The sequence below is a fragment of the Rhodoplanes azumiensis genome, assembly GCF_042682915.1.
In the GTDB taxonomy this organism is placed as follows: domain Bacteria; phylum Pseudomonadota; class Alphaproteobacteria; order Rhizobiales; family Xanthobacteraceae; genus Rhodoplanes; species Rhodoplanes azumiensis.
Genome location: NZ_JBHUIW010000021.1, coordinates 67,144 through 91,523, shown reverse-complemented (window position 1 = coordinate 91,523; position 24,380 = coordinate 67,144). Strand labels below are relative to the sequence as shown.

General features: G+C 70.9%; 23 protein-coding genes. 13 read left to right on the top strand and 10 right to left on the bottom strand.

Translation table 11 applies throughout. The features are described 5' to 3' along the window. The first annotated feature begins 120 nt into the window (after window positions 1–120). Window positions 121–1,113 (top strand): Bug family tripartite tricarboxylate transporter substrate binding protein, encoded by a 993-nt coding sequence (locus ACFSOX_RS17290; RefSeq protein ID WP_378479061.1) that lies wholly within the window; start codon window positions 121–123, stop codon window positions 1,111–1,113. A 194-nt stretch (window positions 1,114–1,307) separates the two neighbouring features. Continuing rightward, window positions 1,308–2,285 (top strand): tripartite tricarboxylate transporter substrate binding protein, encoded by a 978-nt coding sequence (locus tag ACFSOX_RS17285; protein WP_378479060.1) that lies wholly within the window; start codon window positions 1,308–1,310, stop codon window positions 2,283–2,285. 82 nt (window positions 2,286–2,367) lie between these two features. Here ACFSOX_RS17285 and ACFSOX_RS17280 read toward each other — a convergent pair whose 3' ends face one another. Continuing rightward, on the bottom strand, window positions 2,368–2,916 hold the full coding sequence (locus ACFSOX_RS17280) for a hypothetical protein (protein WP_378479059.1): 549 nt from the start codon (window positions 2,914–2,916) through the stop codon (window positions 2,368–2,370). A gap of 691 nt (window positions 2,917–3,607) precedes the next feature. Here ACFSOX_RS17280 and ACFSOX_RS17275 point away from each other — a divergent pair. Next, window positions 3,608–5,860 carry a transglycosylase domain-containing protein gene (locus tag ACFSOX_RS17275; RefSeq protein ID WP_378479078.1) on the top strand — a complete coding sequence of 751 codons (2,253 nt, stop codon included), beginning with the start codon at window positions 3,608–3,610 and terminating at the stop codon, window positions 5,858–5,860. On the opposite strand, the gene ACFSOX_RS17270 is transcribed toward ACFSOX_RS17275, so the two are convergent. From ACFSOX_RS17270 to ACFSOX_RS17250, 5 genes are all read right to left on the bottom strand, one after another. Continuing rightward, a complete protein-coding gene (locus ACFSOX_RS17270) occupies window positions 5,861–7,066 on the bottom strand; it encodes a multidrug effflux MFS transporter (protein WP_378479058.1) in 1,206 nt (401 codons plus the stop codon). Window positions 7,067–7,308: 242 nt separating this feature from the next. Continuing rightward, window positions 7,309–8,100: a M48 family metallopeptidase gene (locus ACFSOX_RS17265; RefSeq protein ID WP_378479057.1), complete on the bottom strand. Its 792-nt coding sequence runs from the start codon at window positions 8,098–8,100 to the stop codon at window positions 7,309–7,311. A 376-nt stretch (window positions 8,101–8,476) separates the two neighbouring features. Further along, window positions 8,477–9,775, bottom strand: a complete 1,299-nt coding sequence (locus tag ACFSOX_RS17260; protein ID WP_378479056.1) for a polyhydroxyalkanoate depolymerase — start codon at window positions 9,773–9,775, stop codon at window positions 8,477–8,479. Window positions 9,776–9,982: 207 nt separating this feature from the next. After that, complete coding sequence (locus tag ACFSOX_RS17255; RefSeq protein WP_378479055.1) at window positions 9,983–10,801, bottom strand: ABC transporter permease; 819 nt, start codon at window positions 10,799–10,801, stop codon at window positions 9,983–9,985. Window positions 10,802–10,809: 8 nt separating this feature from the next. Beyond that, window positions 10,810–11,622: an ABC transporter ATP-binding protein gene (locus tag ACFSOX_RS17250; RefSeq protein ID WP_378479054.1), complete on the bottom strand. Its 813-nt coding sequence runs from the start codon at window positions 11,620–11,622 to the stop codon at window positions 10,810–10,812. 330 nt (window positions 11,623–11,952) lie between these two features. Here ACFSOX_RS17250 and ACFSOX_RS17245 point away from each other — a divergent pair, with 330 nt between their 5' ends. The 4 genes from ACFSOX_RS17245 (at window position 11,953) to ACFSOX_RS17230 (ending at window position 14,813) form a co-directional block, all read left to right on the top strand. Further along, window positions 11,953–12,237: a BrnA antitoxin family protein gene (locus tag ACFSOX_RS17245; RefSeq protein ID WP_378479077.1), complete on the top strand. Its 285-nt coding sequence runs from the start codon at window positions 11,953–11,955 to the stop codon at window positions 12,235–12,237. Window positions 12,238–12,266: 29 nt separating this feature from the next. Then, window positions 12,267–12,578 (top strand): hypothetical protein, encoded by a 312-nt coding sequence (locus tag ACFSOX_RS17240; protein WP_378479053.1) that lies wholly within the window; start codon window positions 12,267–12,269, stop codon window positions 12,576–12,578. Between the two features lie 142 nt (window positions 12,579–12,720). Next, window positions 12,721–14,091, top strand: coding sequence for an ActS/PrrB/RegB family redox-sensitive histidine kinase (locus tag ACFSOX_RS17235; RefSeq protein ID WP_378479052.1), 1,371 nt, complete (start codon window positions 12,721–12,723; stop codon window positions 14,089–14,091). A 152-nt stretch (window positions 14,092–14,243) separates the two neighbouring features. Further along, the gene (locus tag ACFSOX_RS17230) at window positions 14,244–14,813 is read left to right on the top strand and encodes an ActR/PrrA/RegA family redox response regulator transcription factor (RefSeq protein WP_378479051.1); all 570 of its coding nucleotides are present in this window, start codon (window positions 14,244–14,246) and stop codon (window positions 14,811–14,813) included. 166 nt (window positions 14,814–14,979) lie between these two features. Here ACFSOX_RS17230 and ACFSOX_RS17225 read toward each other — a convergent pair whose 3' ends face one another. The 3 genes from ACFSOX_RS17225 to ACFSOX_RS17215 all read right to left on the bottom strand — a co-directional run bounded on the left by ACFSOX_RS17225 (window position 14,980) and on the right by ACFSOX_RS17215 (window position 18,016). After that, window positions 14,980–16,080 (bottom strand): M48 family metallopeptidase, encoded by a 1,101-nt coding sequence (locus ACFSOX_RS17225; protein WP_378479050.1) that lies wholly within the window; start codon window positions 16,078–16,080, stop codon window positions 14,980–14,982. A 5-nt stretch (window positions 16,081–16,085) separates the two neighbouring features. Then, window positions 16,086–17,423: a DUF898 family protein gene (locus ACFSOX_RS17220; RefSeq protein WP_378479049.1), complete on the bottom strand. Its 1,338-nt coding sequence runs from the start codon at window positions 17,421–17,423 to the stop codon at window positions 16,086–16,088. A 107-nt stretch (window positions 17,424–17,530) separates the two neighbouring features. Continuing rightward, window positions 17,531–18,016: an MmcB family DNA repair protein gene (locus tag ACFSOX_RS17215; RefSeq protein ID WP_378479048.1), complete on the bottom strand. Its 486-nt coding sequence runs from the start codon at window positions 18,014–18,016 to the stop codon at window positions 17,531–17,533. A gap of 166 nt (window positions 18,017–18,182) precedes the next feature. On the opposite strand from ACFSOX_RS17215, the gene ACFSOX_RS17210 reads away from it, so the two are divergent. Together ACFSOX_RS17210 and ACFSOX_RS17205 are read left to right on the top strand one after the other, a co-directional pair. Further along, window positions 18,183–19,337 carry a zinc-dependent alcohol dehydrogenase gene (locus ACFSOX_RS17210; protein WP_378479047.1) on the top strand — a complete coding sequence of 385 codons (1,155 nt, stop codon included), beginning with the start codon at window positions 18,183–18,185 and terminating at the stop codon, window positions 19,335–19,337. A gap of 79 nt (window positions 19,338–19,416) precedes the next feature. After that, window positions 19,417–19,548: a ribbon-helix-helix domain-containing protein gene (locus ACFSOX_RS17205; RefSeq protein ID WP_378479046.1), complete on the top strand. Its 132-nt coding sequence runs from the start codon at window positions 19,417–19,419 to the stop codon at window positions 19,546–19,548. A 25-nt stretch (window positions 19,549–19,573) separates the two neighbouring features. Here ACFSOX_RS17205 and ACFSOX_RS23655 read toward each other — a convergent pair whose 3' ends face one another. Next, on the bottom strand, window positions 19,574–20,122 hold the full coding sequence (locus ACFSOX_RS23655; RefSeq protein WP_465270124.1) for a hypothetical protein: 549 nt from the start codon (window positions 20,120–20,122) through the stop codon (window positions 19,574–19,576). Between the two features lie 28 nt (window positions 20,123–20,150). Here ACFSOX_RS23655 and ACFSOX_RS17195 point away from each other — a divergent pair, with 28 nt between their 5' ends. The 4 genes from ACFSOX_RS17195 (at window position 20,151) to ACFSOX_RS17180 (ending at window position 24,184) form a co-directional block, all read left to right on the top strand. Further along, window positions 20,151–20,522, top strand: coding sequence for a carboxymuconolactone decarboxylase family protein (locus tag ACFSOX_RS17195; protein ID WP_378479076.1), 372 nt, complete (start codon window positions 20,151–20,153; stop codon window positions 20,520–20,522). Window positions 20,523–20,620: 98 nt separating this feature from the next. Then, complete coding sequence (locus ACFSOX_RS17190) at window positions 20,621–21,739, top strand: M24 family metallopeptidase (protein ID WP_378479044.1); 1,119 nt, start codon at window positions 20,621–20,623, stop codon at window positions 21,737–21,739. A gap of 68 nt (window positions 21,740–21,807) precedes the next feature. Further along, window positions 21,808–23,526, top strand: coding sequence for an ATP-binding protein (locus tag ACFSOX_RS17185; protein WP_378479043.1), 1,719 nt, complete (start codon window positions 21,808–21,810; stop codon window positions 23,524–23,526). 40 nt (window positions 23,527–23,566) lie between these two features. After that, the gene (locus ACFSOX_RS17180) at window positions 23,567–24,184 is read left to right on the top strand and encodes a response regulator transcription factor (protein WP_378479042.1); all 618 of its coding nucleotides are present in this window, start codon (window positions 23,567–23,569) and stop codon (window positions 24,182–24,184) included. Window positions 24,185–24,380: the final 196 nt, after the last annotated feature.

Here is a 24,380-nt window from a genome sequence, read left to right as displayed (position 1 = left end):
GGTCCTGCGTCCGCCACGACCGCGTCGCGCTCGCTCCGCGTCCGCGCTCCTCCTCTCGTTCACGTTCGCCATCTCGTCCGCGCTCGCCACCGGTTCATCCGTCGACACGGAGTTTGCGACATGAAGTCAGTGCTCGTTCTGGCCGCTTGTGCGGCCGGCGCCATCCTGGCGCAAGGCATCCTCGTGCAGGACGCCGCCGCCGAGACCTATCCGAGCCGTCCCGTCACCGTCATCGTCGCCGCCAGTGCCGGCGGACCGACCGACACCATCGCCCGCATCGTGACCGAGCGCATGGCGGCGGCGCTCGGCGGCGCCACCATCGTGGTCGAGAACGTCGGCGGCGCGTCGGGCACCATCGGTACCGGCCGGGTCGCCCGCTCGCCGGCCGACGGCTACACGCTCGGCATCGGCGGCTGGAACCACTACGTCGTCAACGCCGGCATCTATCCGAACCTCAATCACGACCTGTTCGGCGACTTCGCGCCCGTGGCGCAGCTCGCGGCTGGGCCGCAGATCATCCTGTCGAAGAAGGACGTGCCGGCGACCAATCTGAAGGAGCTTATCGCCTGGCTGAAGAGCCAGCCCGGCCCGACCATGGCGACCGGCGGGGTCGGCGCGCCCGGCCACGTCTCCGGGCTCACCTTCCAGGACAAGATCGGGGTGAAGTTCCAGTTCGTGCCGTATCGCGGCTCGGCACCCGGCCTCAAGGACGTGGTCGCCGGCCATCTGGACACCATGATCGAGCAGACGTCGGGCGCGCTGCCGCAGATCCGCGCCGGCACCGTGAAGGCCTATGCGGTCACCTCGCCGACCCGCCTCGCCGTCCTGCCCGATCTGCCGACCACCGAGGAGGCCGGGCTCGCCGGCTTCCAGGTCTCGGTCTGGCAGGGCATGTGGGCGCCGAAGGGGACGCCCAAGGAGGTGCTGGAGAAGCTCGGCGCGGCGGTGCGCGAGGCGCTCGCCGATCCCAAGGTGAAGGCCCGCTACGCCGAGATCGCCCAGGAGATCCCGCCCGCCGCCCACCAGACGCCGGATGGCTTCGCGGCCTACCACAAGGCCGAGATGGACAAGTGGGTGCCGGTGATCAAGGCGGCCAACATCACGCCGAACTGAGAGGGGCCCGCCAGGCGGCGGACGGCGGTCCGCCGGCCGCCGGACCGCGATAGATGCATCGAATTGCTCAATCGAGAAAAACGAACCATTTGCATCATCACTGTCCGGGGCGCAGCCTCCGGCTGCCATCCGCTTCGACGCACCGGCTGCGGCTCGCCTAGCCGGCCGGTGCGCGACCTTCAGGGAGATCGCCGATGACTTTCACGAGACGCCTCGCGCTCGCGGCGCTGGCGCTGCCGCTCGTGGCCGCTGCGCCGTCCGTCGCGCCGGCCCAGTCGTTCCCCGACAAGCCCGTGCACATCCTCGTGCCCTATGCGGCCGGCGGCGCCGTCGACGTGCTGGCCCGCACGATCGGCCAGGCGGTGTCGAAGACCTGGGGCCAGCAGATCGTCGTCGACAACCGACCCGGCGCCGGCGGCATCATCGCCTCGCAGGCGCTGATCCAGTCGCCCGCCGACGGCTACACGCTGCTGCTCGTCGCCAGCGGCCATCCGCTCAACCAGTTCTTCTATCCGAAGCTGCCCTACGACACCTTCGCCGACTTCACGCCGATCACCGAGGTCGCCTACTCGCCGCTCACCATCAACGTGGCGAAGAACAGCCCGGTGAAGGATCTCAAGGAGCTGCTCGACCAGGCGCGGGCAAAGCCGGAGAGCCTGTCCTACGGCATGTCGGGCATCGGCACGTCGGCGCATCTCGCCGGCGAGCTCCTGAACCACATGGCCAAGGTGAAGATCGTCGCCATCCCCTACAAGGGTGGCGCGCCCGCGCTGATGTCGGTGATCGCCGGCGAGATCCCGATGAGCATCAACCCGATGGCCGAGGTGGTCGGGCAGCTCGAGGGCGGCACCGTGCGGGCGCTCGCGGTGACGACCGGCGTGCGCTCGCCGGCCCTGCCGGACGTGCCGACGGTCGCCGAGGCGGGCGTCGTCGGCTTCGACACCGCGGTGTGGTGGGGGCTGCTCGGGCCGAAGGGCATGAACCCGGCCCTGGTCGAGAAGATCCAGCAGGACATCGCCGCGGCTCTGAAGGATCCGACCGTCGAGGCCTACCTGAAGAAGACCGGCTCGGTCGCGGTCGGCTCCACGCCGGCAGCGTTTTCCGCGTTCATGAAGACCGAGGCCGACAAGTGGGGTCCGGTGATCAAGGCGGCGAAGATCGAGCTGAAGTGAGGCGAGTAGCGAGTAGTATCAGGCTCGCCCATAGCCCGGATGGCGCTCGCGCCATCCGGGATCCGGGGCTGTCGCGTCGTGATCAGCAGCAGCCGGGACGATAGACCACCGTGTAGCCGCAGCCGCCGCAGCCGTAGCCGACCGGCACCGCGTAAGTGACGGGCGCCGCATAGCCGGACCAGCCGCAGCCGGTGCCGAAGGTCGCGCCGCAGCCGGTGCCCCAGCCGGTGCTCACCACCGGCGCACCGTATCCGTAGCCATAGCCGGGTGCATAGGCGGCCGTGGCGCCGTAGACGCCGGCCGCGGCGACGCCCGCCCCGATCGCGGCCGGCGCCCACGGGCCATAGCCGTAACCCCGCCAGCCATAGCCCCGCCGACCGTACACCCGCGGGCCGTAGCCGCGCCACGCCGCCGCCCGCCAACCATAGGCGCGCACGCCGGCGCCGCGCCAGCCGGCCCGGTAGACGCCGTAGCCGCGGCCGAGCGGCGCGCGCGTCCAGGTCCGCCCGGCGACGCCGTAACCGCCGCCCCGATACATCCCGGGGCCGTGCCACCGTTGAGCGGAGGCGGCGGGTGAGAACGCCAGGGTCGCCGCCCCGGCGAGGAGCATCGTGTACGCGATACGCTTCATCTCGGTTCCTCTCGCTGTCGCTGGTGCCGTTTCTCGACGGTGCCGTTGGCCGGCCTTCGGCGCCGGCATGCGTGACGGCCTGATCGGCCCGGAGCACGGCGGTTGCGCACCGCGCTCCCACGTCCGGGACGAGTGTCCGTCAGCCGCCCCGCCGCGACAACGGCCGATCGCTAAAGTTCGAGGTAATTCCGCGTTATCCATGAATCTCAGGAGGCGGATCTCGGTCGCGGCTCGCGCCGCAACGATGCGCCGTTCCGGCCGCGAGCCTCTCGCCTTAACCCACACTTAAGCGCGGTCTCGCTACGCTCGCGCGGGGACGAGCCGGCATCGTGGGGGTGCTGGTTGCCGGCGTGGGCCGGTGAAATCCGGGTGCCGCGTCGCGGTCCGGCCGGGGAGTGTCATGGCGCCGCCGAAGAGCACGCGAGACGCCGGGACCGGCACCGGGGCGAAGGGGGCGCGCGCCCAAGACTTGCGTGCGCCGGACTTGCGTGCGCCGGACTTGCGTGCGCCGGACTCGCGCGCCTCCGCACAACGCGCGCCCGAGGTGAAGCCGCCGCGAAAGGGCGAGCCGAGGAAATCCAAGGCGCCCGTGATCGTCGTCGACGAGGACGCTCAGGTGGGTGTGCCGCGTTCGGGCAAGCGGCGCCGCGACGACGAGATCGACGCCTTCGACATCGACGAGGAGCCGGCCATGGCGCAGGCGACCGGGAAGGGCGGGGGCGCCGGCGGCGGCGCGGCCAGAAAGAGCGACGGAAAGGATGACGGCAAGCCGGCCGGCGGCAAGGCGGGCGGCGCGAAGAGTGCCGCGGGTCGAGGTGGCAGAGGCGGCGGCAAGGGCAAGGGCGGCAAGGGCCGCGGCCCGAAGGGCTCGGTGTTCGGGCGTGGCGTCTACTGGATGGCGGTCGCCGGCCTGTGGGTCGTGATCGCGGCCGGCGGCTTGTTCGTCTACGTCGCCATGCATCTGCCGCCGATCCACGCGCTCGAGGTGCCCAAGCGCCCGCCCAACGTCCAGATCGTCGGCATGGACGGCACCCTGATGGCGAGCCGCGGCGACATGGGCGGCTCGGCGATCCCGCTGCGCGAGATGCCGGCGCATCTGCCCAATGCCTTCATCGCCATCGAGGACCGGCGCTTCTACTCGCATTTCGGCATCGATCTTCTCGGCCTCGGCCGTGCCGTGTGGGCCAACATCGCGCATCGCGGCATCTCCCAGGGCGGCTCGTCGATCACCCAGCAGCTCGCGAAAAACCTCTTCCTGCGGCCGGAGCGCACCCTGATGCGCAAACTGGAGGAGGTGATGCTGGCGCTGTGGCTGGAGCAGAAGTTCTCGAAGCGCGAGATCCTCGAGCTGTACCTCAACCGCGTCTATTTCGGCTCCGGCGCCTACGGTGTCGAAGGCGCGGCGCAACGCTACTTCGGCAAGTCGGCCCGCGAGGTGACGGTCGGCGAGGCGGCGCTGCTCGCCGGTCTCGTCAAGTCGCCGTCCAAGCTCGCCCCGACCCGCAACTACGACGGCGCCGAGCGCCGCGCCCAGCTGGTCCTCGCCGCGATGGCCGAGGAGGGCATGGTGCCGGACGCGACCATCAAGGCGGCGATGGCCGATCCGCCGCGCGTCGTGAAGCCGGGCGGCGGATCGGCCGGCTACGTCGCCGACTGGGTGATGGACGTGGTCAACGACATCGTCGGCCGCGTCGAGGAGGATCTGGTCGTCGAGACGACCATCGACCCGGCCCTGCAGATCCTCGCCGAGCGCGCCGTGATCGACACGCTGATCCAGCGCGGCGAGAAGTTCGGGGTCGCGCAGGCCGCGATGGTCGCGATGACCCCGGAGGGCGGCGTGCGGGCGCTGGTCGGCGGACGGAATTATCAGGAGAGCCAGTTCAACCGCGCCGTCGCGGCGAAGCGCCAGCCCGGCTCGGCGTTCAAGCCGTTCGTCTATCTGACCGCGATCGAGCGCGGCCTGCGCCCCGACACGCTGCGCGACGACAAGCCGATCGCCATCAAGGGCTGGAAGCCGGAGAACTACGGCCGCGAGTATCACGGCCCCGTCACGCTGACCAACGCGCTGGCGCATTCGCTCAACACCGTGTCGGTGCGGCTCACCATGGAGTTCGGCCCGACCGCGGTGGCGAAGACGGCCTACCGGCTCGGCATCTCGTCGAAGCTCGAGCCGAACGCCTCGCTCGCGCTCGGCACCTCGGAGGTGTCGGTGCTGGAGCTCACCAACGCCTACACGCCGTTCGCCAACGGCGGCGTCGCCACGGTGCCGCACGTGGTGCAGAAGATCCGCGGGCCGAAGGGCAAGGTACTCTACGCGCGCCCCTCGTCGATGTTGGGGCGGGTGATCGAGCCGGCCTCCGTCGCGATGATGAACCAGATGATGCGCGAGACCGTGCGGGTCGGCACGGCGCGCGGCGCCGGCGCCGCGCTGCCGGGCTGGCCGGTCGCCGGCAAGACCGGCACCAGCCAGGATTTCCGCGACGCCTGGTTCGTCGGCTTCACCGGGCACCTCGTCACGGCCGTCTGGTTCGGCAACGACGACAACTCGCCGACCAAGAAGATGACGGGCGGCGGCCCGCCCGTGGAGGCGTGGTCGAAATTCATGCGCAGCGCCCACGACGGCGTGCCGGTCGCCGACCTCGTCGGCCTGTCCGGCACCACGGCGACGCTGCCGCCGCCGGCGCCGACCGGCCAGGGTTACGGCAGCGGTGGAGCGGCGTCCGGACCTGCACCGGGGCCGATGTCGTCGTCTGGTCCGTCGGCACCGCCGGCAGCGTCTGCTTCCGCCGCGGCCACGGCGCCCGGCTGGGGCGCCGGCGCCAACGCCGCCCCGCCGCCGCGCCCGGCCCCCACCTCGGGCGGCGCAGTCGCCGGCGGCCAGGTCCGCCCGGCCGCCGCGGCCGGTCTCGACGGCTGGTTCCTGGATCGTCTCGGCGGCCGCTGATCAGGACGAGCGTCGGTGCGCGCTCGCGCGCACCTGGCGGGTCGTGATCCAGATCACGAACGTGATCACGCCGGTCGCCGCGATGGCGATCACCATCGGCCAGGCGGTCGTGTTCAGTGCGAGGCCGACGATGGCGCCGACGGCGGCACCGACCGTCTGCTGCACGCAGCCGACCAGCGAGGAGGCGGCGCCGGCGCGGTCCGGAAACGGCTGCAGCGTGCCGGCCTGGGCCTGCGGCATGGCGAGCCCGAAGCCGAACAGGAACACGGCGAGCGCGGCCGCGAGCGCCGTCATCGAGGTCGGCGCGACGCCGACCGCGACCAGCGTGCCGATCCCGCCGACCAGCACGCCGACGGCACCGATCCCGATGGTGCGGTCGAAGCCGATCCGCATCACGACGTGGGCGGCGGTCAGCGCGCCCGAGATGAAGCCGAGCGAGGTGACGCCGTAGAACAGGCCGAAGCCGGTCGGCGACAGGCCGTAGACGCTCTGCATCACGAAGGGCGAGCCGGAGATGTAGGCGAACAGGCCCGAGAAGCTCGCCGTGACGATCCCGAGATAGGCCAGGAACGCCTTGTTGCGCATCACGATGCCGAAGGACTCGAGCGAGCCCTGGACGAGCTTGGCGTCGTCGCGCGACGGCGGCACGGTCTCGGGCAGCAGCCGGCGCACCACAACCATGGCGGCGAGGCCGGCGACCAGGATCAGCACGAAGCCCGACCGCCACCCGAGCCACTCCTCCAGCACGCCGCCGACCACCGGCGCGAGGATCGGCGCGATTCCCATGATGGCGCCCATCAGGGCCATCTCGCGCGCCGCACGGGCGCCGTCGTAGAGGTCGCGCACCACGGTGCGGGCCAGCACGATGACGCCGGCCGCACCCGCACCTTGCAGCACGCGGGCGGCGATCAGCGCCGCGATCGACGGTGCCACCGCGCAGGCGAGCGTGCCGAGGCAGAACACCACGAGCGAGAAGGACAGCACCGGCTTGCGCCCGAAGCGGTCCGAGATCGGCCCGAAGAACAACTGCCCGACCGCGAAGCCCAGCATGTAGAACGAGATCGTGAGCTGCACCTGCGACGGCGACGCGTGAAGCGTCCGCCCGATCTCCGGGAAGGAGGGCAGGTAGAGATCCATGGCGAGCGGGCCGAGCGCGGTCATCAGCGCGAGCAGGGCCGTCAGCGCGAAGGTGTCGGGGCGAAGCATTTTTCTGTCGAGGATCCGGTGGGCGGGCGGCGCGGGACGCGCGTCGCGCCTGCGGTGGGCCGGTCAAAATGCCGGCCCGGCATGTAGCGCGTGCGACCGCGCGCTGTCGAGGCGGGCTGCACCCTCGGCGTCAAGGCCGCGCGCGTCGCGGCGATCCACGTCCTGGAGGTGTCGCCGCGGCCGCGATCGTGGATGGCCGGGACAAGCCCGGCCATGACGGGGGAGACTCCTGTTTCGGGAGCTTACGCCGTCGGCGGCCGGCGCCGGGCGATCGGCTCGTCCGGGCCGGCACCGTAGCGGTGGAGGTCGCCGCCATGCACCTCGAGCCACACCTTGGCGCGGCGCATGTCGGGGCACAGCCGGTCGAGCAGCCGCCAGAAGCGCGGCGAGTGGTTCATCTCGACGAGATGCGCGACCTCGTGGGCGGCCAGGTAGTCGAGCACGTAGCGCGGCGCCAGCACCAGCCGCCACGAGAACGACAGCGCCCCCGTCGTGGAGCACGAGCCCCACCGGCTGGTCTGATCCCGAATGGTGATGCGCTTGATCTTGAGACCGAGCCGCTCGGCATAGGCGCGGGCCGCCGCCTCGGCGTCGCGCTTCGCCTCGCGGCGCAGGAAGTCGGTGACGCGGCGCTCCAGATGCTCGGCCTCGCCGGCGACGCACAGGAGCTTGTCGCCGGACTCGTCGGTCTCGGTCCACACGGTGCCGCGGACGCCGCGGCGATGGACGATGCGGTGCAGCGTGCCGCGCAGCGGCAGCACGGTGCCGGGCGCGAACGGCGCCGGCTTCGGCAGCCGGCCCATGCGGGCCGCGATCCAGCCGCCGTGGCGCTCGGCGAAGTCGCGCGCCTCGCGGATGGAGCCGTGCGGCGGCATGGTGAGCACGACCTCGCGGGTCGCCGCCTGGATGCGCAGCGTATAGCGGCGCGCCTGCCGGTGCCGGCGCAGCCGGACCAGATAGACCGAGCGCTCGAACACCACCTCGATGGCGTGCGGCTCGCTCGGGCGTCGATAGAGCATGGCGCGCAGGGTCATTGTCGTCGAATCCACCCCGTCCCCGCGCCGCAGTCTGCCATATTCGGGGCGGCTTGAAGCCCCCTCGCGAAGGACGTTTTCGAGCCGCCAAATCTTGTGAGACGAGGCGTGAGGCGGGCCAGATGTGGGGTGAAAAGGAATGAATCGCGAGTCCGTTCTTCGCGGCTGACCCGGACTCGAGACCGTTCGAATTTGTGCTGTGGAAAGAGGATGTTGCGGCGGCCCCTCGAAATCGGTCGGAGCCCGTTGCAAATCGCGGCCGCCCGTGTCTAGGCGGCCCGCCGGAACGATCGGCGCATCTGGCCGTCAGGCTCGTGTTTTCAATGACTTGGACTGCCTGCGGCGCCGCGCCTGCGAGGGGCGCGGCGCGACAGCATCAGTCGTTCGCCCGGATGAAGGCCGCCATCCGGGGAAGGATCTCATTGCGGAAGCGCGAGCCGTTGAACACCCCGTAGTGGCCGACACCGGGCTGCACGTAGTGGAGGCGCTTCTCCTCCGGGATGTTGGAACAAAGCGTGTGAGCCGCCTGGGTCTGGCCGAGCCCGGTGATGTCGTCCTGCTCGCCCTCCATGGTCATCAGCGCGACGCGCTTGACCTTGCTCGGGTCGACCCGGATGCCGCGGTGGATGAACTCGCCCTTCGGCAGCAGCTGGCGGATGAACACGCTGTCGACGGTCTGCAGATAGAACTCGGCGGTGAGGTCCATCACGGCCAGGTACTCGTCGTAGAACTTGCGATGCGCCGCGGCCGAGTCGCCGTCGCCCTCGACGAGATGCTGGAACAGCTTCGAGTGCGCCTCGAGATGGCGGTCGAGATTCATCGACATGAAGCCGTTGAGCTGCAGGAAGCCCGGATACACGTCGCGCATGAAGCCGGGGTTCGGGAACGGCACCTTGGTGATGACGTTGCGGCGGAACCAGTCGATGCCGCGCTTCTCGGCGACCTGGTTGACCTGCGTCGGGTTGATGCGGGTGTCGATCGGGCTGCCCATCAGCAGAAGCGACTCGGGGACATGCGCCTCCTCGTTCGCCTCCATCACCGAGATGGCGCACAGCGCCGGCACGCCGGGCTGGCAGACGGCCAGCACATGCGTGTCGCTGCCGAGCAGCCGCAGCATGCCGATGATGTAGTCGATGTAGTCGTCGAGGTCGAAGCGCCCCTCGCTCATCGGCACCATGCGGGCGTCGATCCAGTCGGTGATGTAGACGTCGTGGTCGGGCAGCAGCGCCTCGACGGTGCCGCGCAGCAGCGTGGCATAGTGGCCCGACATCGGCGCGATGACGAGGACGCGCGGGTCCGGCTTGTGGGTGATCGACACCTGCCGGTCGAAATGCAGGAGCCGGCAGAACGGACGCTCCCACACGGTCTCGATCGACACCGGCGCGAGCCGGCCGTCCACCACGGTGTGCTCGATGTCCCACTCCGGCTGGGCGTAGCGCCGGGTGGCGCGCTCGAACATCTCGCAGGCGGCCGAGATCGACTTGCCGATCGTCGTCGACGACACCGGGTTGCTCGGGCTCTTGAAGAACGCATGGGTGGCGTGCGCCAGCGCCCGCGACGGGTTGAGGGCCACATGCGTCATCTCGTAGAACCAGTACAGCGGCGACGAGAGGCCGATGCTGAAGCCCTCCATCGACGGCGGCGGCGGCATGTGGTCGACGTCCCGGATGGTCATGGTGTAGCTCCCTTTCGCGCGCCGGAAGGTCGGCGTGCGCGCTTGGATGCAGGAATTTATGTTTGATCAATGCTGCCGTGCGCCGCAGCATTGCGCAACGTCAAATTTCAGTTTCCGGGCCGAAAAGGACAAAAAATTTCGCAGACGTTTTTATCGTACATCATTTTTCCGCGAAGTCCGGGCGTTCTGCACGCAAACAGTGAACCGTCATTCGCCAGTCTGCAGCAGCGAACCTTGGCGGCGCGCGCTGTTCAGCAGCGCCAGAAACCCGACCGTCCCGGCGGCGAACAGCACCACGTTGAGGCCGAGCGCCCACAGCATCAGGTCGGCCCGGAAGACGTGGTCGATCATCAGCGCCCGCATCCCTTCGAACACGGAGGTCGGCGGCAGCATCCAGGCGATCGCCTGCAGCCACGAGGGCAGCACCGCCACCGGATAGTAGACGCAGGCCAGCGGCAGCATCAGGAACATGATGGTCCAGGCGAGGTTCTCGGCGCCGAGCCCGTTGCGCAGCAGGATGCCCGAGACGAAGATCCCGACCGCCCAGCTGGTCAGCATCAGATTGACGAAGAACGCCGCGAGCGCGAGCCCGAGACCCCACAGGTTGAAGCCGAAGAACGCGATCGCGAGGAACGTCACGGGGACGAGCCCGATCGAGAGGCGCACGAGGCTCATGATCATCAGCGCGATCACGAACTCGATCGGCCGTAGCGGGCTCATCATCAGGTTGGCGAGGTTGCGCGACCACATTTCCTCCAAGAACGACACCGAGAAGCCGAGCTGGCCGCGGAACAGGATGTCCCACAGCAGAACGGCGCCGATGAAGGTGCCGCCGGCGCGCGCGAAGAAGCCGTCGCTCTGCGACACGTAGGTCTGCAGGAAGCCCCACATCAGCATCTGCACGGCCGGCCAGTAGACGAGGTCGAGGAGCCGCGGCCACGACGAGCGCAGCAGGTACCAGTAGCGCTCGACCAGTGCGGCGATGCGTCGGCCCGAGATCTCCCACTCGCCGCTTCCGCTGCGCATGACGCCGCTCATTGCGCCGCCTCCCGGGCCGCGTCGCCCTCCTGCGGCTCCCCGCGCCCGCGCGCGACGTCGAGGAAGACCTCTTCCAGGTTGCTGCGTCCGTAGCGGGCGAGCAGCGCGGCCGGCGTGCCGTCGTCCTCGATCCGGCCGCGCTTCATGATGATGACGCGGTCGCACAGCCGCTCGACCTCGCCCATGTTGTGGGAGGCGAGCAGGATGGTGGCGCCGCGGCGCTCGCGGTACTGCTCCAGCCGGCCGCGGATCCAGTCGGCCGTGTCGGGATCGAGCGAGGCGGTCGGCTCGTCGAGCAGAAGGAGCTCGGGCGCGTTGACCAACGCCTTGGCGAGCGCGACCCGGGTCTTCTGGCCGGCCGAGAGCTTGCCGGTCGGGCGGTCGAGCAGATCGACGAGATCGAGATCGGCGGCGAGGCGCGCGATCACGACGTCGAGATCCGCGACCCCGTAGAGCTTGCCGAACACGGTGAGGTTCTGGCGCACCGTCAGGCGCAGCGGCATCTCCACATAGGGGCTCTCGAAGTTCATGCGCTCGAGCACGCGGTAGCGTTGGCGCGGCATCTCGGCGCCGAGCACCCGCACGGTGCCGGAGGTCGGCATCACCAGCCCCATGATCATCGCGATCGTGGTCGTCTTGCCGGCGCCGTTGCCGCCGAGCAGGCCCGTCACCGAGCCGGCCGGCAGCGAAAACGAGATGCCGTCGACGGCGGTGCCGCCCTTGTAGATCTTGACCAGCCGGTCGACCGCGACGGCGGGCGTGCCGGACGCTGACGCGGTGGACGCTGATGGGGTGCGGGCTGTGGTCATGGGTCCGGCGAATGTAGGGGGGTGTGCGGCAGGTGCAAGGGCGCCGTGGGCAGAGCGGGACCGCCCCCACCGGCCGGTGGGGTGCGGCGACCATCCGCAGAGACCCGCTACAGTCCAGCGCCCGGATGTGCGAGGATGATTCGGCCGTACCGGCCGCGCCCCGTCCTCGTGACCGGGCACGGTCGCGAACGCACCGATGAGGTTCGTCGATCCCGCGCCCCGCCGGGCGCGGTCGCACCGCTGCCGCCGTATCGTCGCGCGAGCGACGGCGCGGACGAACGCCTGCTCGTCACCCGCCACCGGACCACCAGGAGAGCCGAGAGGATGCCGATGACCGGCGACAGGACACGCCGCCCGCAAGGCTCGCTGCGCGGACCGGATCAGCGGCGCGGGCAGGACGCGCGAGCCGCGGCCGAGAAGGCCTTCAAGGCGGTGACGGCGAAGCCGCCGCCCGGACCAGCCGAGGCGGCGCCGGTGCGGCCGCCGGGCCTGCCGCCGGTGCGCGAGCAGGTCACGCTGCGCATCGACCAGGATATTCTCGAGCGGTTCCGCGAGGCCGGCCCCGGCTGGCAGGACCGCATCAACGCGGCCCTGCGCAAGGCGCTCGATCCCTAGCCCTCTCATTTCGAAAGCCGGAGATTAAAATGAACGACCGTCCGAAGGATCGTGGGGACGGCAGCAAGACGGCGCTGCCGCTCTACGAGCGCGAGGCCCAGGCGCTGCGCGAGAAGACCGAGCGGCTGCGCGCGCTGCGGCTGGCGCGCGACGGCGCCGACGCGCCCGCCACGCCGACCCGCAGCGCCGCCAAGAAGAGCGGCGCGGCGAGCCGGTCCTCCGGCGGCAAGACGTCGAGCGGCGCATCGACCGTCGCGTCGGTCGGCAAGAAGGCGCGAAGATCGACCGAGACGCTCTCGGACTGGCTGAAGACGCAGGAGCAGCAGGGCCGGCGGAGCTGAGCGGCGTCTCGGCGCCTGCTCCGGTCTCGTCTCGGTTCACCTCGCCTGTTCGGTCTCGGCGCGTCGCGGTCCCTCCGCGACGCCTCGCCTGCTACGACGCGGCGCACCTGTCTCACCCGCGCCGGCCTGCTACGATGGTGTCATGACGACGCCCGTTTTCTCGACCGACGACGAGCCCTCCCGGCCGGTCCGCCTCGACACGCTGGTGCGGCTGCGCTGGATCGCGGTGTTCGGCCAGCTCGCCGCTGTGCTGATCGTCCACGACAGCCTGGTCAGCGAGGCGCTGTTCTGGGTCGCGCTGGCCGTGGTGACGCTCTACGGCTCGCTCAACGTCTATCTGCTGTGGCGCTTCCACGGCGACGCGCGGCTCGAAGCCAACGGGGTCGCGCTGCTGCTCGGGGTCGATATCGCCGAGCTGGCGATCCTCTTGTTCCTCACCGGCGGGATGCAGAACCCGTTCGCGCTCCTGTTCATCGGGCCGGTGCTGATCTCGGCCAGCATCCTGCCGTCGCGGCTCACGCTGCTGCTCGGCCTCCTGGCGATCGCCTCGGCGACCGTGCTGATGTTCGCCTATTTCCCGCTGCCGTGGCCGGGCGACGGCAGCTTCGAGCTGCCGTGGATCTACGTGTTCGGCGTCTGGCTCGCGCTGGCGCTGGCCATCGGCTACATCAGCGTCTACGCCGGCCAGATCGCCGAGGAGTCGCGCAAGCTCACCCAGGCGCTGGCGGCGACCGAGCTGGTGTTGGCGCGTGAGCAGCATCTCTCGCAGCTCGACGGGCTCGCCGCCGCGGCCGCCCACGAGCTCGGCACGCCGCTCGCCACCATCCTGCTGGTCGCCAAGGAGCTCGAGCACGAGCTCGACCCCGCCTCGCCGATGCTGGAGGATATCCGGCTCCTGCGCCAGCAGGCGCAGCGCTGCCGCGAGATTCTCGGCAAGCTCTCCGAGTTCCCGGCGCCCGGCGAGATGTTCGTGCGCATGCCGATCTCGGCCCTGGTCGAGGACGTGGTGGCGCCGCACCGCACCGGCGAGGCGGCGATCGACGTGGTGATGCCGTCCGAGGGCGGGCCGGAGCCGATCGGGGTGCGCAACCCGGCGATCCTCTACGGGCTCGGCAACTTGGTCGAGAACGCCGCCGACTTCGCCCGCGAGCGCGTCGAGGTCGCGGTGTCGTGGAACGCCGACTCGGTGTGGATCATGATCTCCGACGACGGGCCGGGCTTTCCGCCCGAGATCATGGACCGGCTCGGCAAGCCCTACGTGACGAGTCGTCGCGGCCGCCGCAAGGGCGAGGACTCGCCCGGGCTCGGGCTCGGCTTCTTCATCGCCAAGACCCTGCTGGAACGCTCCGGCGGTCGCCTGACCCTGCAGAACCGGCGGTTTCCGCAGCGCGGCGCGATCGTCCGCATCCGCTGGAGCCGCGAGGAGTTCGAGCACCCGGCCGAGACCCTGTGGGGCTCGGCCGACCAGGAGCCCGAGCCGGACGACGTGGAGGCGGCTCCCGGCCGGGCTTGAGACGCCGGTGGTTCGCCCTTACCTGACCCGGTGACGAGGTGCGACATCACGTCCGGCGCATTCCGGCATCGGACCGGGCAGCCTCGCCGTAGAGACTGCCGTGGACAATCTTGCCGGCCCGACCGGCGAACCTTCGAGGATCGAGAACGATGATGGAAGCCGCGTCTTCGTCCACGCCGACCGTGTCGGCCCCGGTGGGGGAGCGTTCGCTGCTGATCGTCGAGGACGACAAGTCGTTCCTGCAGCGCCTCGCCCGCGCCATGGAGTCGCGCGGCTTCACGGTGACGACCGCCGAGTCGGTCGCCGACGGGCTGCAGCAGGTCGAGCGCCAGCCGCCCGCCTTCGCCGTGGTCGACATGCGGCTCGGCGACGGCAACGGCCTCGACGTCATCCAGGCGCTGAAGAAGAAACGGCCCGAAGCCCGCGGCATCGTGCTCACCGGCTACGGCAACATCGCCACCGCCGTGACGGCCGTGAAGCTCGGCGCCTTCGACTACATGTCGAAGCCGGCCGACGCCGACGAGGTCGCTGCCGCGCTCCTGGCCGGCGAGGGCAAGAAGCCCGAGCCCCCCGAGAACCCGATGTCGGCCGACCGGGTGCGCTGGGAGCACATCCAGCGCGTCTACGAGCTGTGCGGCCGCAACGTCTCCGAGACGGCCCGTCGCCTCAACATGCACCGCCGCACCCTGCAGCGGATCTTGGCGAAGCGGGCGCCCAAGTAGGGCGGGCCGAAGGTTTCGAATCCGATTCCGATCCGAATTCGTCGTGGCCGGGCTTGTCCCGGCCATCCACGTTTTTGGGGCGGCTCGGTGCGCGTTGTCAGTCCGTGGGGAAGAGCGTGGATGGCCGGGACAAGCCCGGCCATGACGAGGCTCGAGTCAAATCACCTCACCTCCGGCAAATCCCTTGCAGCGCCTTCCACTGCGCGTCGTCCAGCAACGGCGGCCCGCTGGTGCCGCGATCGAGCGCCTTGAGGGCTTCGAGGCGCTCCTCGCTGAGCGGGTGGGTGAGCAGCAGGCTGACACCCTTGCCGGCGTTCTCGCCGGTGACCCGCATCAGGAACGCCGCCATCGGTGCCGCCGGCCGGCCGAGCGCCGTCATGATGCGGGCCGACTCCCGGTCGGCGGCGCGCTCCGCCTCGCGCGAATGCGAGCCGTCGACCATCAGGCGCGCGGCGAACACCACGGTCGACGAGCCGGTGACGTCGCCGAACAGGAGCCCGAGCAGGAACGACGAGCCGCCCGCCTGGATCAGGCTGCGCAGCCCGTCGCGGCCCTTCACATGGCCGATCTCGTGGGCCAGCACGCCGGCGATCTCGTCGGGGCTGCGGGCCATCTGCAGGAGACCGTCGAACAGGTAGATGCGGCCGCCCGGCAGCGCGACGGCGTTCTTGGTGGCGGAGCGCAGCACCGCGATGCGCACGCCCGCGCCGGCCTGCCCGGTCCCGATGTCCGCCGCGTCGACGAGCTTCGCGGTCAGCGCGTCGAGCGCCGCCCGGCCGGCCGGATCCTCACAGGTTTCGGCGCCGAAGATCGACCTCACCTGCTTGTCGGCGATGCCGCCGAGCCGTTCCTCCCATGCCACCGGGACGAACGGCACCAGCCGCGCGGCGACCGGCGGCAGCAGATAGAGCGTGGTGAGGACGAGCGACACCGCGACGGCGAGCGAGCCGATCACCACCTTCAGCCGGAACCGCCGTCCGCCGCCCGTCGCCGCCTCGACGGCGGGGGCGCGGGCGACGATCGCGGCGGCGAGCCCCGGGTCGGCGATGTCGATGCGTGCGAGATTTTCGGCCGAGACGCAGCCGACCCTCGTGACGTCGGGCCCGGCGTCGCGGCGGCGGAGATCGGGCCACGGCCAGCGCGCCGTCTCTGCGCCGTTCTCCAGGATCGCCAGCGCGTCGGTGTCGAGCCGCAGCGTCACGTCGCGCCGGCGCGCCGTCACGCCGTCCCAGAAGACGGCCGCGTCGCTGTGTGCCGGCGCGCTCACGGCGCTCAGATCGCGCCGACGTCGAGCGCGTCGGCGAGCCCTTCGCCGAGGCTGCTCGCGGCCTCGCCGGCCGCCTGGACGTGATCGAGGGCCTCGACCCCGACCACCGTGGTGGTCGCGGCGACGGCGGCCCAGACGCCGCGGTCGACGAAGACGCGCTTCACCACGCCGAAGCCGAACAGCATCAGGAGATAGATCACGGCGATCACGGCGAAGGCGCCGATCTGGCCCGTCAGGCCGGCCGTCTCGATGTGCTCGAACGGGTTCTTCATCAGCACCGTGGCGGTGCCGAACAGGATGCTGCCGGCGGAGCCGACCAGCATCGACACGCCGAGCGCGGCGGCGTAGCAGCCCAGCACGGTGCGGCGCTTGAGACGGGAGTGCAGCGCGACGGGGCCGAAGCGCGTGCCCTCGATCCGCCAGCGCAGCTCGGTCGCCCGGAAGATCGGCCACAGCGGCAGCAGCAGGAACACGAGCAGCATGCCGGCGAGCGCGACGAGGCCGATGATGGTCTCGGCGTCGTCCTTGTCGAGGTCGAGGGCCGCGAGCGCACCGGCGCTCGCCATTCCGATCCCCGCCGCGATCATCCCGGCGAGCACCACCATGGCCAGCCCCCACATCCAGGCGCCGCGGACGAACAGCCGCCAGCCGGTGCCGACGAAGTCGCCTTCGAGCGTGCCGTAGCGGGTGTTGCGCATCCGGTAGCGCTCGAGCGCGGCGGCCCGCCACGGATAGGCGAGGCCGAGCGTGATCACGGTGAGGAAGTCCCACCAGGCGGCGCGGCCCGCATAGGCGAAGGCCGAGCCGGTCATCCAGAAGCGCAGGCCGCGCAGCGAGGTGCGGGTCATGCGGTAGCGCCGCGCCCGGTAGGTCGCGTAATGGCCGAACACGTAGAGCACCAGGACCAGCGGCACGCTGGCGAAGGTGGCGTACTCCTCGGCGACGAGGCCGGCCAGGAAGTACAGCACGTAGACGGGCGCCAGGATGGCGAGCGCCACCAGAAAGCCGATCAGCAGCTCGCGCGCCGTGCCGGTGTATTCGAGCGCGTCGGCGCCGATCCTCGTGTGGCGCCACAGATGGCGGCGGATGTCGGTGACCAGCCAGAACCGGTAGAAGCCGATCGTGACGAGCTGCAGGAGCCCGCCGGCCACCACGAGGCTGAAGAAGTCGCCGCGCAGCCCCGTGAAGGTCACCTGCCCGGAGGTCACCTGCCCGGAGCCGACTGGTGCCGGTGCGGCCGGGCCATCGCCGGCCGGGCCGCCGGTTCCGGACGCCGCAACCGGCGGCCCGGAGCCCCACGGCTGGGGCGGCGACGGCTCGGAGGAGAAGGTGCGCATGTCCATGCTGCCTCGCCGGCCCCCCGGGGGGCGTTCCCTAACATGATACCCGATCCCGCTCGGATCCCCATCCATTGTGTCGCGCGCCGGCCGTCACGTTCGCGGCAGCCGCGTCATCCGTCGGAGAATCGTCCGTGCGGGTCGGCGAGTGCCTGCAGGCGCAGCGCCGCGGCGCGCGCGAAGGCGAGCGTCATGTGCTTGCGGGTCGCCGCGTGCAGCCGGTGCTCGGGCGCGTCGCGCAGCAGCTCGGCGCCGAAGCCGTCGGCGACGATCAGGCCGGCGTCCTCGGGAAAGATCGCGGCCGGCACGTGCGGGGCGGTGGCGAAGAACAGCCGGTCGCAGTGCAGCCGGTAGTCCGGCCATTTGTGGTCGGCACGGAAGTCTTCGATCGACGACTTGATCTCGACGATCCACACCGTGCCCTCGCCGCCGAGCGCGACCAGGTCGGCCCGCCGTCCGGAGGCGAGCGGCAGCTCGCACACGCAGGCGAAGCCCATCGAGAGCAGCAGCCGCTGGGTGCCGCGCGCGACCGCGAGCGCGGTCGCCGATCGGCCTCCGTCGATCGGCGGACTCGGTGCGGTGGCGGGGGCGGGCGGCATCGCCGGACCATGCCACGCCGCTTCGGGGCGGGAAAGCCGCAGCGGACCGGTCGTGTGCCGGTCGCCGGCTCCGCTCCGGCCGCAGGCCTGCCCGGGCGGCGGCGCGGATCGCGCCGCGGCTGCCGCTCGGGTTAGCATCCGGCGTCGTGACGGTTCAGGAGAGCCCATGATGACCACCCCGGACGGCGTGACCACCAGCGCAGCCTTCCCGATTCCCGCGCGCATGACGGCCTGGGTGCTCGACGGCCCCGGCGAGCTGCGCCGCACCGAGAAGCCGGTCCCGGTGCCGGGCCGCGCCGAGGTGCTGCTGCGCATCGACGCCGTCGCCATCTGCCCAAGCGACATCGACAACATCTGGTACGGCTGGCCGGCGATCGTCGACGGCGGGCCGCCCTTCCACAAGGCGTGGACGCCCGGCCACGAATACATGGGCACCGTGGTGGCGCTCGGGCCCGCCGTGGACGAGTTCGCCATCGGCGACCGCGTCGCGGTCGAGATCCATGCCGGCTGCGGCCAGTGCCGGCGCTGCCGGGCCGGCCTCTACACGGCCTGCCTGAACTACGGCAACCGCGCCAAGGGCCATCGCGCCAACGGCTTCACCACCGACGGCGGCTTCTGCGAGTACCAGGTCAACCACGTGAACACGATGGCGAAGCTCTCGGACGACATCTCCGACGAGCTCGGCACCCTCGTCGTCACGGCCGGCACGGCCATGTACGCGCTCACCGAGATCGGCGGGCTGGTCGCCGGCGAGAGCCTGGTCGTCATCGGCGAGGGGCCGATCGGCCTGTTCGTCGCCGCGGTCGGCAAGGCGCTCGGCGCCTCGCCCGTGGTGGTGACGGGCCTGTCGCCGCAGCGCCTCGCCATCGCGGCCGGCCTCGGCGCCGACCATGTGATCGACGTGCGCGAGGTGGATGCCGTGGCGGCCGTGAAGACGATCGTCGGGCCGCACGGGGCCGACTACGTGGTCGAGTGCTCGGGCGCGCCGGTCGCCATCGGCCAGGCGATCGCCATGGCGAGCCGCGGCGGCCGCGTCTGCCTCGCCGCCTTCCCGGCCGAGGCGACGCAGGTCGATGTCGGTCGGCTGGTGCGCGACAACATCGCCTTGTTCGGCATCAGGGGCGAGGGCAAGCGCGCCGTCCACCGCGCCTGCGCCCTGATGCGCGACGGAAAATTCGACGCCCGCCCGCTGCTCACCCACACGTTCCCGCTCGACGACCTGCCGACGGCGCTGCGCTATGCCAAGGACAAGCTCGACGGCGCCATCAAGGTGGTGGTGAAGCCGCACGCCGCGGCGGCCGGGCGGGTCGCGGCGGAGTAGGGGAGCCTGCGGGCCGGGCTGGCGGTTACAGTGCAATACACTATATTGCACTGTAACCATTCGGCGCCTGGAGATCCCGATGAAGCCCGCCGGACAGATGACTCTCACCCTGACGGCCGAGCTGGAGCAGTTCGTCCGCGACGAGGTCAGGCGTGGGGCCTTTGCGTCGAGCAGCGAGTACATCCGGGAGCTCTCCGCGAGCGCTATCTGAAGGAGCGCGCCCGGGCCGCCAAGCTTCAGACGTTGGAAGCGGCCCTGAGCCGTGGGGTCGCCGATGCCGATGCGGGGCGGACCATGCCGCTCGACGAGGCGTTCGCGGCGCTGCGCACGGAGCTTGGCCTGCCGGACAAGTCGTCCGCCCAGTGAAAGTCGTCGTCACGGCGGCTGCACTGCACGATCCCGTCGAGATCGGTCGCGCCATTGCGGGCGATAATCCGGCACGCGCCGACTCCTTCGTCGCCGAGTTGTACGACCGCTGTCGCTAGCTTGCCTTCAGTCCGCGCGCCTTTCCGTTGATCCCCTGCTGGGAGGACCGCGGCATCCGGCGTCGGACACATGGCAATTACCTGATCTTCTATCGCATCGAAGATGACGAGGTTCAGGTGCTCCACGTTCTGCACGGGGCGCGCGACTACACCTCGATCCTGTTCCCGGATGAATGACCGCGGCGACCCGCCGTCGTCTCGCCTTGCGCGCTTGTCGCGGGCATCCACGTCTTGTAGGCCTGCCGCAAACACGAAAACGTGGATGGCCGGACGAGCCCGGCCATGAGTGGAGGAGATCATCGTGACCGACGACCGTTACGAGCAGGGCATGGCGGCACGTCGCGCCGTGCTGGGCGACGCCTGGGTCGATCGCTCGATCGCCAGGCGCAACGGCTTCAACACCGAGTTCCAGGAGATGATCACCCGCATCGTGTGGGGCGAGATCTGGACCCGGCCGGGGCTCGACCAGAAGACGCGCCGCTGCATGGTGCTGGCCACCATGATCGCGCTCGGCCGCTGGGAGGAGTTCAAGCTGCACGTGCGCGCCGGCCTCGCCGGCGGCCTGACGGTGGAGGAGATCAAGGAGATCATCCTGCAGTCGACGCTCTATTGTGGCGTGCCGGCGGGCAATCACGCGATCGGCGAGGCCGAGAGCATCCTGCGCGAGCTCGGCCTGCTCGACGGCGCCGCGCCGGCCTGAGTCTTGCTTCGCGGCCCGCGGTCTGTTTCTCTCCGATCTCCGCCCCGCCCTGTATACAAACCCGCTCGTTCAAGCCCCGCCGCCAACCAGGATCCTCGATGCGCCAGGACGTGATCGCCCGCCAGGTCGCCGCCATGACGGCGGCCGGCCTCGACGCTATCTGCGCGTGCTCGCCGGAGAACTTCGCCTATGTGACCGGCTTCGTGTCGCCGACCCAGCCGCTGATGCGCTGGCGGCACGCCATGGCGATCGTCACGGCGGACGGCGCCGTGTCGCTCGTCGTCGTCGACATGGAGGCGAGCACGATCCGGGCCAAGGCGCCGCCCGGCACCGAGATCGCCGTGTGGAAGGAGTTCTCCTTCGACGCCATGGCGGTGCTGGCCGAGGCGCTCACGAAGCACGGGCTGGCGAAGGCCCGCATCGGGCTCGAGCTCGACTATCTGCCGGCCGCCGACTACGCCGATCTGGCCGCACGCCTGCCGGGCGCGACCTTCGCGCCGGCCCAGGCGCTGCTGGCGCGACTGCGCCAGCTCAAGACGCCGGGCGAGATCGACATTCTGCGCAAGCTCTCGCGCATCGCCGACCGCGCCATCACCGAGTCGTATCACGCGGTCGCGGCCGGCAAGACCGAGATGGATCTGGCCGCCGCTCTCACCCGCGGCGTCTACGCGCAGGGCGCCGAGTATTTCAAGCTGATGATCGTCGCCACCGGCGAGCGCAGCGTGTTCCCCAATGTCGGCCCGACCGAGCGGGTGCTGAAGACCGGCGACGTCTGCCGGGTCGAGATCTTCCCGATGATCGACGGCTATCACGCCGGCGTCTGCCGCACGGCGGCGATCGGCAGGGCGCCGCCCGAGGCCGAGCGCATCTGGGCCAATCTCACCGCCTGCAAGCACATGCTGCTGGCGGAGATCGGCCCCGGCGCGTCGACGCGGGCCATCTACGACCGCTACCTCACGATGACGGAAGAGCTGAAGCTGCCGCGCATCTCCTTCATCGGCCACGGCATCGGCCTGCATCTGCACGAGGATCCGTATCTCGGGCCGACCGCCGACCAGCCGCTGGAGGCTGGCATGGTGCTCGGCATCGAGCCCTTGATCTACGAGACCGGCTTCGGCTTCGGCATGCAGAACAAGGACATGGTGCTGGTCACCGAGACCGGCTGCGAGCTCCTGTCGGACGTCTCCGACACCGACCGGCTGCTGGTGGTCGGCTGACCGACGCCGTCCGGCCGATCTCCGCCCAGGGTTTCCCGGTGGCGGCCGGCGTGCTCGAATGCGGCGCCATGACGACTCCCGCAGATCCTGGGCGCCCCGCCGCGTCGAACGAGGCCTCGTCGCGCGCCGCGGCGGCGGTACGGTCGGTGCCGGCCGGGCTCGCCGCGCTCGCCGTCTATGTCGCGCTCGAATGGCTCGGCTTCATTCACGAGGTGAAGGGCCTGCCGGCGACGCCGTGGAATCCCGGCCTCGGCGTGGTGTTCGCGCTCGTCGCCCTGGATGGCCCGCTCGCCGCCGCGGTCCTGTTCGCCGGCATCGTCCTGGCCGAGATCCTGGTCGTCGACACGGTGCTGTCCTGGCCGCTGGTGCTCGGCGTCGCGGCGATCGAGACCACCTGCTACGCGGCGGCGGGCCTGTTGGCGCTGCGGGCCTTCCGCATCGACCCGCGGCTCGGCCATCTGCGCGACGTCCTCCTGCTGCTCGCCGCCGGATTCGTCGGGGCCTGCCTGGTCGCCGTGCTGCTCACCGTGCTGCTGATCGGCTTCGGCGATCTCGGGCTGCGCGACGTGCTCGCCGCCACGGTGCCGCTGCTGGTCGGCGACGTCATCGGCATCGCCGTGATCACGCCGCTGGTGCTGCGGCTCGCCGCCGCCTGGCGGGCCGGCGAGCAGTTCTTCGCCCCCGCGCTCGCCGTCGAGGCTGGCGCGACCGCGGTGGTGATCGGCGCGTGCCTGTGGCTGGTCACCGCGAGCCCCGGCCCGGAGGGCTTCAAGTATTTCCATCTGCTCGCCCTGCCGGTGGTGACGGCGGCGGTGCGGCACGGGCTCGACGGCGCCTGCCTGGCGCTCGCCGGCGTCCAGCTCGGCCTCGTCGCGCTCCTCCACCTGCACGGCCACGACATCCGCGCCTTCACCGAATATCAGGCGCTGATGCTGGTGCTCACCGCCACCGGCCTCGTGGTCGGCGTGGTGGTGAGCGAGCGGCGCTCCGCCGAGCGCATGGCCCGCGCCGCCGAGCGCCGCGCCAAGGCGCGCGAGGCCGAGGCCGCGCAGGCCGGGCGCTTCCATCTGGTCTCCAGCATGGCCTCGGCGCTCGCGCACGAGATCACCCAGCCGATGACGGCGGCGCGCGCGCTCGCCCGCGCGGCCCAGCACATCCTGCAGACCCCGGGCGGCGACGTCGCCCGGGCCGAGGCGAACCTCGCCAGCGCGATCGCTCAGATCGACCACGCCGGCGCCGTCATCCGCCGCATGCGCGACTTCCTGCGCCGCGGGGAGCCGGTGCGCGAGCCGGTCGCGATCGGCGATCTCGTCGCCGACGTCGTCGCCATCGCCGGGGCCGATGCGCGCGCCCACGGCGTGGCGCTCGTCGCCGAGGTGCCGCCCGGCCTGCCGTCCGTGACGGGCGATCCGGTCCAGCTCCAGCAGGTGCTGCTCAACCTGGTGCGCAACGCCGTCGAGGCGATCGTGAGTGCCGGCGTCGACGCCGGGACCGCGCCGGGGCGGGTCCGCATCGCCGCGGCGCGGCGCCGGCCGTCGCCCGGCCAGGAGCCGGACGGCGTCGAGGTCACGGTCGCCGACAACGGCCCCGGCGTCCCCGACGACCTCGCCGACACGCTGTTCGAGCCGCTCACCACCTCCAAGCAGGACGGGCTCGGGCTCGGCCTCGCGATCTGCGCCGCGATCGTCGAGCAGCACGGCGGGCAGATCGTGCTCGCCTCGCGCGCATCCGGCGCGACCGAATTCCGTATCGTCCTGCCGATCGAAGGAGCGGCTGCCCGCCCATGATCCGAACATGTTCCGAACCTGATCCGCCCGTGACCCGTTCATGACCCGCACCGCCACCATCTTCGTGATCGACGACCAGGAACCCGTGCGCCACTCGCTCGCCGAGATGCTGGGCGTGTTCGGCTTCGCGGTCGAGACCTTCCCGTCCGCCGACGATTTCCTGGCGGCGCTCGAGCCCGGCCGCATCGGCGTCGTCGTCGCCGACGTCAAGATGCCCGGCACCGACGGCATCGCGCTGGTGCGCGAGCTCGCCCGGCGCGGCGTCCGCCTGCCCGTGGTGCTGATCTCGGGTCATGCCGACGTCGCCATGGCGGTCGCCGCCATCAAGGCCGGAGCGGACGACTTCATCGAGAAGCCGATCGACGACACGGCGCTCGTCGCCGCCATCAACCGGGCGCTCGCTCGCACCTTCGAGGAGTTCGCCGCACAGCGGGCGAAGGAATCGCTCGCCGTCCGGTTCGCCCGGCTGACCCCGCGTCAGATCGAGATCTTCGATCTCGTGGTCGAGGGCTACACCAGCCATGCCATCGCGGCGAAGCTCGCCATCAGTACCCGCACGGTCGAGAGCTACCGGGCCGAGATCATGGACAAGATGGAGGCCGAGAGCGTCGCCGTGCTGGTCCGCCAAGCGATCCGGCTGGGGCGGCTCGCGCCGTGAGCTGTCGCAAGCCCCGGTCGTCCCGGAGCGCGGCGAAGCCGCGAGCGGCCTTGATTCGAGGCCTCGGGTGCGACGTCATTCCGGGTCCGGTGCCGCGCACCGGCCCGGATTGACCGGCCCCCGTAGATCTACGCCCCAGGCGATGCGGATTTTCGCCGGCCGGCAAGCTGCCTAACTCTAAAGGCACGCAGGTGCC